4 protein-coding genes and 3 pseudogenes are annotated in these 9,264 nt (G+C 63.8%); 4 read left to right on the top strand and 3 right to left on the bottom strand.

Features of this window, described 5'->3' with window-relative positions; translation table 11 throughout:
• Window positions 1-208, top strand: a 208-nt coding sequence (locus ACFYP3_RS36070; protein WP_388842182.1) for a hypothetical protein, incomplete at its 5' end; no start/stop codon positions are given.
• Here ACFYP3_RS36070 and ACFYP3_RS36065 read toward each other — a convergent pair.
• Window positions 174-625 (bottom strand): annotated as a pseudogene (locus tag ACFYP3_RS36065) (IS5 family transposase); the annotation flags it as partial. The gene ACFYP3_RS36070 and the pseudogene ACFYP3_RS36065 overlap by 35 nt on opposite strands.
• Before the next feature lie 154 nt (window positions 626-779).
• Window positions 780-1,571: pseudogene (locus tag ACFYP3_RS36060) on the bottom strand (IS5 family transposase).
• Window positions 1,572-4,483: 2,912 nt separating this feature from the next.
• On the opposite strand from ACFYP3_RS36060, the gene ACFYP3_RS36055 reads away from it, so the two are divergent.
• The 3 genes from ACFYP3_RS36055 (at window position 4,484) to ACFYP3_RS36045 (ending at window position 7,574) form a co-directional block, all read left to right on the top strand.
• Complete coding sequence (locus ACFYP3_RS36055; protein WP_388842181.1) at window positions 4,484-4,633, top strand: hypothetical protein; 150 nt, start codon at window positions 4,484-4,486, stop codon at window positions 4,631-4,633.
• A 362-nt stretch (window positions 4,634-4,995) separates the two neighbouring features.
• Window positions 4,996-5,268 (top strand): hypothetical protein, encoded by a 273-nt coding sequence (locus ACFYP3_RS36050; RefSeq protein ID WP_388842180.1) that lies wholly within the window; start codon window positions 4,996-4,998, stop codon window positions 5,266-5,268.
• A 152-nt stretch (window positions 5,269-5,420) separates the two neighbouring features.
• Window positions 5,421-7,574: a hypothetical protein gene (locus tag ACFYP3_RS36045; RefSeq protein ID WP_388842178.1), complete on the top strand. Its 2,154-nt coding sequence runs from the start codon at window positions 5,421-5,423 to the stop codon at window positions 7,572-7,574.
• 1,090 nt (window positions 7,575-8,664) lie between these two features.
• On the opposite strand, the pseudogene ACFYP3_RS36040 reads toward ACFYP3_RS36045, so the two are convergent.
• Window positions 8,665-8,916: pseudogene (locus tag ACFYP3_RS36040) on the bottom strand (transposase); the annotation flags it as partial.
• Window positions 8,917-9,264: the final 348 nt, after the last annotated feature.

Genomic DNA, 9,264 nt, shown 5'->3' with positions numbered 1-9,264 from the left:
AAGACCCCCACCCTGCGGATACCTCATACACCCGGCATACCGCGACGATCACCGATCGTCAGCCCCCTACGACAACCCGGCTTCAAAGTCAGTAGACACCGAAGGCATAGGCGTCTTCCTCCAGACGGACGTCGGCAAGACCGCCCACCACGGTCACGGGCTAACTGATCATTTCAGAATGAGGTTCGGAGTCGTCTCAAGCAGATGATGCTGCAGGCGAGTTGGAGCAGGCTCAGGTGAGGTCGGCGCGTATCTCGTAGCGGGTGCGGAGTCGTTTGAACTGGTGGAGCCAGGCGAAGGTCCGCTCGACGACTCACCTTGTCTTGCCCAGGCCGGATCCGTGGGCGGTGCCCTTGCGGGCGATCTTTGGAGTGATGCCGCGAACGCGGAGGAGGCGTCGGTACTTGTCGTAGTCGTAGCCTCGGTCGGCGAATAGCCGCCGCGGTCGGTGACGGGGCCGGCCCACCAGACTGCGGATGCGGGGTATCGCGTCTGGCAGGGGCATGAGCTGGGTGATGCCGTGCCGGTTTCCGCTGGTCAGTGACACGGCCAGGGGTGTGCCGTGGCGGTCGGTGATCAGGTGGTGCTTGCTGCCCGGACGTGCGCGGTCGACCGGGATACCTCCGGCGCCGCGGCGGACGAGGAGGCAGCAGAGGAGCGACGCGTTCTCACAGGTCATCAGGCACAAGATCATCCGGCACCCACAGCACTCTGCCGCCCTCAAGCCCAACTGCCAAGCCCCTACAGCAAACTCATTCTGAAATGATCAGTAAGAGGCCCTAACAGAGGCGTTGGACGTGTCGGTGGGTGATGAGGCAGGTGGCGAGGCCGAGGAAGGCTTCATGGATGTCCCGTCGCGTCGTTCCCATCGGACGCGTAGGCGCCGGAAGCCGTGAAGCCAGGCGATCGTCCGTTCGACGACCCACCGGTGGACGCCGAGGCCGGAGCCGTGCGGGACGCCACGACGGGTGATCACCGGTTTGATGCCCTGAGCCCAGACCAGGCGTCGGCATTTGTCGTGGTCGTAACCCCGGTCGGCCAGCAGGACATCAGGCCGTCGCCTCGGCCGGTCGACCAGGCCGGCGACTGACGGGATCTTCGCGAGCAGAGGCATCAGCTGGGTGACGTCGTTACGGTTCCCACCGGTCAGCGACACCGCGAGCGGAATGCCCTGCCCATCGACGAGGATGTGGTGCTTGCTGCCCGGCCGTGCTCGGTCGACCGGGCTGGGTCCGCTTTTGGGCCGCGTCGAGCGGCCCGGACATGACTGGAATCGATCACCGCCCGGGACCAGTCCAGCTGCTTGGCCGACCGCAGCTTCTTGAGCAGGACCAGGTGCAGCTGGTCCCAAACGCCGGCCTCGTTCCAGGCAGCGAGCCGTCGCCAGCACGTCATGCCCGAGCCGAAGCCGAGCTCCTGGGGCAGGTACTCCCACTGGATCCCGGTGTGGAGCACGAACAGGATACCGCACAGAACCTGCCGGTCAGGAACCCGCGGCCGACCCGCCACAGCTTCGGTGCCGGGACCGGCAGCAACGGCTCGACCAGCGACCACAGTTCATCCGAGACCATCCAGGGCCGGGAGTTCCTCTTCGCCACGAACGGACCAACGAGCAACCGAGCCGACAGCACATGATCAACAGCTTCTGTTAGGGCCTCCTAAGGGGGCACGTCACCTGCTGTGTGAACTGCTGTTTCCCGGGATTGAGGAAGCGGAGCCTCATCAGGACGGCCTCTGCCAAGACAAGCCGTTGCTCATGAGAGCTCCGCTGTCTACTCAGTGTGGCATCACGCACGGACACAACGTATCCACGGGCATGTTCGCCTGCGGATTTCTGGAAATGTCACCCGGATGGTGCTGCCCGGCGTCCTCGAGGCCGGCATTGGCTGAGCTTTCAGAGGACAGCTCCGGCCGCGGAACCAGATGCTGGTCTGCCTGCTCGGATGTGCCTCCTTGCTCACGGAGCACGGCTGACTCGGCGTCTGGTACCAGCTTCTCCGTGGCTGGGACCCGCTATCCGTAGGAAGCAACCAGAGCAGATTGCGGGAGGAGCCGCCCTGGCCGCGGTCCGCCAGTTGCAGCCCTTGGTCAACCTCACGCGGCCGAAAGCCCCGTGATCTTGCTCTCGCTGACGATCGCTACGCAAGACTCATTTCCCACCACACGAACATGATCATGGATCAAGCCCCGGCGCATGGGCCTGTAAAGGCTTTGGTGATACGGGACTGGCTGGTCGGGTTAGGTTTGGTAGTTGCTGAGGGGCCGTTGAAGGCGACGCCAGAGGCTTGCAGGGCTTGCTTCCAGCGGCTGGTCGAGCGTGTGTGTCCGGTGCCTTCGGGCCGGGGGACATCACCGCGGGATCGACGCGCTTCAGTGCGGCGTTTTCGGAGGAGAAGTGGCCGCGGACGCTGGTTACGCGGCGGATGCGGGCGCTGAGGGGCTCGACCGCCTCGCAGCGCAGATGATCTGACGGATCCCGGCGTCGGGCTGCAGGAACGGGACAGGCCCAGCCTGGGCGTTCTCCCAGAGCCGGACGATCGGCAGATACGGGGGGCCCATCCTCGCTGAACTCGGTGATCCTGCCGGTCGCGGCGTCCTCAGCCACAGCTATATAGGCGGGTTTGCCACGGCGACGGACCCCAACTCGATTACCTCCTCAGCCAGATCTCAGTGCCTCCCACCGGCGTCGGACCCGGCACGACCGTGATGTGGCGGGCAACGCCATACACCCAAGAAAAAATCGCCGCTACCTGCGACGACGCGGCATCTCCCCGCTATCTCCCCGTACCCTTGGCCAGCAAAGAACCCGGTAGAGTCAAGGCTGCTGAAGCGGTCGGCCCACCGGCGTCGACAGCGAGCGCTACGAGAAGCGCAACCCGTCGAACCAGCCATCAACCACCTCGACGGCTTCCGCGTTGTCGCCGCCTGCTACGGGAAACGCGCCTTCATCTACCTCGCTGCCCGTCCCCTCGCAGCCCTCGCGATCTGGCTACGGCCTTGACCCGAGAAACATCGCCTAACGGCGGCCCGATCACCGCTCAGGCCGGTTCCTGAGGGGCATGACCTCGGACCACGAATCCTGTGCCGACGAGCGATTTTTCGATCCTCTCTAGCACACCAGCTCCTTGCCTCCCAACCCAACGTCAAGTTTCCGCCATGGATGCAGGCCCTAGCAACCACCTGGCTTGCCTCGCTCCGCCAAACGCGATACAGGCTGCTTCCCACCATGTGCGCCCAGCCTTACGGCAGCGAAATCACGGCGAGTCGATCAGGGTGACGACACCGGTAGGGGCCTGGCTCCCTTGATCGGGAACAGAGGGAACGACGGGAACATCGCTGGCAGGCCGCCGCCAAGTCCCTAGCCTGAAGCCCCCGCGTCAGTAGCGGTGGGAACAGCCGCCTACCGCACACGCCAGCAGAGGCCGCACGGCGGATTCCCTCGCCCACATCCAAGCTCTGCGAGAGGCACAGCCTGTCTACAGGCCCCTTTACGAGCCGACAGCCAGGTAATAAAAAGGGGGGCCTGTAGGGCCATTTCCCAAACCAGACGATGGCCGTGCCCTGCGGGTGAGATAAACCGTTTCTGTTCGCAGACGAAGAGATCACGGCAAGATCCCCCAACGCCGGCGCGTACGACGCTCAGATCCGGGAAGGCTCTGCGGTGGGGCGCTGTCGTGCTACCTGTCGCCCACTCTGTCCCGTTGCATACAGTACTGATCTGGTGCGGAGAGCCTTGGTGCAGCAATCACCTTCGCCGTTCATGCCCATACCGCCTCGGTCGCGGCCCACCACCATGACTCGCTCGTGCGCCTTCGCAGGCGAACATGTCCCGGGCCCCGCCTGTAGTCCGCTGCCAGGGTGCGAGCGAACCCCAGGGGCCACCGCGAAGCACGAAGTCAGCCATCACTGGCTCGATAATCGGTCATCGACTCCGAATGGAATCTCAAAGAATCTTCAAACCGTTCCACCGCTGGCAGGACGCTGTTCGGCCGAGTTCATATCCAGCCCCAGCCTGCAGAAGCATGGTTTCTGCAAGAGATCTGGCATGTTTCTCACAGGGCGTATCAACCCCAAGCGCCGGTCCTGTTGAGAGCAAGTCTGCTCGACCTTCCTCGCGTCTCGATGGCAAACGGGGCGCCAGGATCTCCACGCCGTATGCGCCTGACGCTTTGTCGGAGTCGCATGCGGTAGACCGATCTGATGAACTTTGCCCCAGGGCGCGCGTCTGGGTGTACCGGGTGTTTTAGAGCGGCTAGGTTGATTGCTGGTCAATTTTCCTAGAGGACTGGAGAGGCTGATCGTGCAGTCCGCACCACATCGGGGCCCGGATCGCCGCCTAGGTCTGACAGCTGCGGAGATCGCCCAGATGTCAGGGGCCGTTACGAGGCCTACTGTCGCCGCTGTCGCAGCTACAGCAGGTGTACCGGGGCATGACATTCGGCGGGGCATCTCACCGGAGAACGGCCGGAGGCTCGCGGCGGCCATGTCGGTGGGGTTGCTGACCGAGCGCTCGGCGCGCGCCATCGCGGAGGATCCCCAGGCTGTGATCAGAGCCTCTCAGGAGCTGCAGGCGCTGGTGTGGGAAATCATGCGCGCTCAGCACGAGGCTGAACGCAAGGTTGGGGTCGCCTGAGCAGAGATGTAACGCAATTCGAACACAGAAGAGGCCCGGCGCACTCCCGCCAAGAAGTTTCCGGGCCTCAGGAAGCTCGCCGTTGCGCAACCGCCCTTCTAGGTCTGATGTAGGCAGCCGAGAAGGGTTCCGTTGGCACGTCCGGCGAACTTGATACTGCGAATGAGAGAGTACCCATGGTCAGGGCCATCCGAGAATACCAGCACGCCAGTTTCCAGAACATTTTCACCCCCGGCCGCCCCTCACTCCCGGATTGGAGGACTCCGCTTGACCTGATGGAGGTCCCTCAATGCCCGAAATGGTGGTTTCGGACCCCTGGCTATGGGAGGCAAGCAGGCGTTTGGGCAGCCTCGCCTCAGCGCATGGAGCAGGTTCTCAACTGGTGCCCCGAAGTACTCGCACATCTGACCCTGCTGAATCGCCACGGCCGAGTTCCCCGCACGTACTACACCCTTCGCATTGATCATCACCTGGCCACGGTCGCCGAAGACGACCTGCAACAAGGCAAGGGATGGGAGCTTTTTCCCACCATCGACCTGTGGGAATGCCTCGCCCTGCAAGACAAGCTGTGGCGGATCGTAGAACGCCAGGCACTCGATGTTCCCCGGATCGCTTGCGGGGAGGCGGCAGCGTGACCTCACAGTCACTGACCATCCAGTCAGCCTCCTCAGAACTTGAAAGGGCAATCAAAGCCCTCACAAAGCTGAGTTGCGATCCAGTGACCCTGGGCCCAGGGCGATTGCAAGCAAGCTGCCCTGTCCCCACCCGCAAGCGCCACACTCTACTCGTGGCCACGCACCACACACCCCGCGGCGAGAACGGCAGTGATGGGACGCTAATCCGCTGCCAGGGAACCCCTGCCTGCGGCCAGGAGGCCGTACTCGAGGCCCTCGGGATGGCCTTGGCTCCCCGTAAGCCGGGCGCCGCCAGCAGCATGACCAGCTCCTCCGTCAAAGACGTCTCCCACACCGCCGCTGCTCCCGCCGGCCCCAGCCAGCAGACCCCACGGCCATCTGGCTCTGCAGTGATCACCAGCCCCAGGCCTAGCCCCCCTACCGCCACGGACTGGAGTGACGACAGCGAGGCCACGGAAACACCACCCGGTCTGCCCGTCATCGGATCCACCGGCTGGCGCTACGAAGCCGACGAACACGGCGGAACTGTATGGAAGGTCCGCCGCGGCAAGGAGGTCGCCTGGGAAGTCGTTCTTGACTGGGCTCCCTACGTGTCAGAGCGCCTCGTGGTCCTGGGGGAAGACGGCAAGTCCGCCGGCCGCTACTACACGATCACCATCGGGGCGGACACGCTCACCAAGAGCCTTTCCGACCTGCGCACAGCCGACGGTTGGAACGACTTCAGCGATGACAGTGGCGCAGCATCCCGCACGACTCGCGACGTCCTCATCAACATCATCACGGACCAGGGCAAACGCCTCCCCCGTATCCCTGTCGTCACCCATACAGGCTGGCATAAACTCCCCGACGCAGGCCTCACATACGTCTTCGCAGACGCCCGCACCTACCCAAGCAACCGACTCGTCCGGCTGATCGGAGCGCCACCGGCACTACGCCGCGCCGCAGAGCCGCTCGACTGCGCCGCATCTGACAGTGAGTGCCGGCAGGCCATTGAGGCAATCGCCACGCATGGATGGGCCCCGATGATGGCACTCGCTGTAGGAGCTCGCGCCATGGCCCATAGTCTGCGTCCCTTGTCGGCGACGTTTGTCTTCGATGCTGAGCCCAACTCTGGCAAGACTTCTGCAGCCAACACCGGCCGCAGTCTGCTCCTGACGCCCCGGCCTCACTCGTGGCCGCCCATCCCCACCAAGGGGATGAACAGCACTGTCACCGACATTGAGTGCGCCCTCGACTTCGAGGGTGACATGCCCATCCTCCTCGATGACATCCCGCTCACTCGAGTGTCCTCCGCGTCGGAGGTCCGGGAGATGGAGAAGAAGCTCGAGCTCGTCATCCGCGCAGCCGGCAACGCCACTGAGATCAAGGGCCGCCGAAATCGCGACCTGACCGCGAAGCCGGGCAACCAGATCCGGTCGATCCCCGTAATCGCAGCCCAAATGCTTCCTCCCGCCATGCAGGAGTCCCTCTACCGCCGCTCTGTGGTCGCCTACCTGTCCCGCGAAGGTGGCGAGGTTGACTGGCGCTGGTACAAGAACGGCGGCGGGGAGAGCCTCACCAAGCCTCTGCGGACTATCGGCGAGAGGATCATTGCTCACTTGTACGAACAAGGGGAGCAAGCAAGCGGTTATCTCGAACATCTTGAGCAAGAGGCAGCCCGGCAGCTCACGCCTCATATCAACAAGGCGCTTCCGGAACGCAGCGACACGATGGAGGGAGTCATCACGGCCGCAGCCGCCATGTTGTCGGGCCTGGGACTGGTCGCGGCCGCAACTGGATTGCGCATGAGCGACCTCACTCATACCGTCGCCGCACCACTGGCCGCGTCGCTGGCAAGGCAGGCATCCGTCATGGACGAGCGGAGCACCGCTCAAGGCGGCGTCGCAACAGCCGTCGGTGAGGCTCTGCGCAAGGCACTGTTCCAGAAGCGTGCTCACGTACGTGACGCGAAAGGTGTCGCACGGCCCGCTGTGCCAGGCCACATCGAGCAGGACCAAGGCCTCATGTACCGGCGAGAAACGAAAACTTGGGATGGTAGGGGGCCGGCCTTGTACTGGCTCCCGGGGCGCGGCCCCGCTCTAGGCATCACCTCAAGAAACCTCAACATGCTGCTCAAGGCGAGCGGAGACCCCCGAGTGAACAGCTATGTCGACCGCTCGCTACCCGAGGCTCTTCTCCAAGCAGGTGCACTCCACCGCAATTTGAGCCAAAAGGACCGCATTGCTTCCCACCGGGTACGGGTGGGCGCGGACAATCTCCGGCTACTACTTCTGAAACCAGAGCTCATCTGGGATGTCCCTAGTTGACAGGCACTCCCCGGACAACGCGTCTCACTCAGGTCCGTGCAGCGTGCCAGCCCCCTGAGCGGGCGCTGCCCACATATCCGTGAGCTGTTGCGCCGAGGCGGCTGTCAGGATAGCGAGGCCATGAGATGTAACGGGCTAAACCCCGCAACCATCGAGCGTCGAGAGGCTCAACTCGCCAGCTGCGGGGCTCAGCTAATGCCCTATCGTGCCGTACAGACTGCCCTGCATGCACGTGCGGGGTGCGTCATGTTGCTGCCCTTCACCCGTGAGTGTGGCGAACGGTGTCAGCTGCGGCTCTGAGCATGCCCTGACCTCACTTGTGTGTCCGCGCTCACACGAACCAACCCCGACCAGACCGCCCACCGGGTCCGCCCAGAACCAAGCCCTGCCACACCTATACCTCAGCCATGACCAGCCACCCAACGCGCCAAACACCAGAGGTGACCTCAGCTTGTAGTGCCACATGGACCGCTGCGCCCTGCCAAGAAGATGCCATCAGGTGCGGCCGTGTCGCCAACGCCCAGCCCGCGCATGGTGGAGCGCAGCGCGGCAGTTTAACCGACCGTGGCATCAGCTTCACCTACGCCACTATCTCCTTACATGCAGCCCAAATAGGATCATTTCGACAACACAGTCCGCTCGTTTGCCCGTGCTCGTAAGAGCAGCACCAGAAGCGATTCTTTCGAAGGACGGCCTGGGTTCCGCGATAGACGTTGTTGAGCGTCTTCACTTCGATTTCGCGAGTGGGAGGTTCCGGCGGGGAAGATGTCAAGTGGGGTTGGGCCATAGCGACAGACCATCGGCTCGACTGGCCGCGCGCCAAACAACGGCGCTGGTACTCAGAGCAAACGCAAGATCCTTTTCCGCTGTGTGGCGTAACAGTCGCGCACAGACAGGCCGACTTCTACCATGACCGACAGATCTTTGTAGAATGAGAAGTGGCGCGTGGGGTCTGCCCGGCGGGAACCGGGTGGCGCTGACCACAGCTTTTGCAGGAACCACTCGACGTCAAAGCCGGCGAGGCGAGTGACCATCGGCGGCCCGGGACGGGAATCCCGGGCTGTTGGTCTTTCTCCAGGCAGCGAACGGACTATCCCTTGTAACCCTCGGCGTAGCAGATCGATGACGCGTCGGGCAGGCCTTTGAGCCCGTCGCAGACGAGCATCAGGGACTTGTTGGCGCCGCGGGGCTTCATTTCGGCGAGGATGCGCATCCAGTGTTTGGTGCCTTCGCCCCCCGTCGGCCCGCACAGTCCGAGGATCTCGCGCCGGCCCTCGGTGGTGACGGCTGGGGCCGCCCAGACGGGCCGGTGCGCGACGGCGCCGTCACAGATCTTCACGTGTTCGCGTCTCTTCAGGCGTTCGCGTCGACGAAAACCACCGAGGGAAACCGCCCGGCGTCCAGGGGCGGGCAGCTCCCGCCCCTGACCGCTGGGCCGCAACCGCCAGATCACCCATTCGAACTGCTCATGCAGCCGTTCGAGGTAGGGGCCGGCCGTACCTGCTGGGTTGACAGGTACGGCTCGATGAACCAGGGCTAATTCATTGTCGTGTTGATCTTGCTGCGTCGCAGGTCGGGGGTAGTCCGAGGAGGTCGAGCGGGCGGGTGAACGGAGTGTAGGAGACTTCTCGGATTCCGGCGGCGATGTTGTGGTGGCCTGCGTCGCGGAGTGTGTTGATCGCGAGGTTGC

Source organism: Streptomyces sp. NPDC005533 (genome assembly GCF_042871845.1).
GTDB lineage: Bacteria > Actinomycetota > Actinomycetes > Streptomycetales > Streptomycetaceae > Streptomyces.
This window is presented reverse-complemented; position numbering and strand designations above follow the sequence as displayed.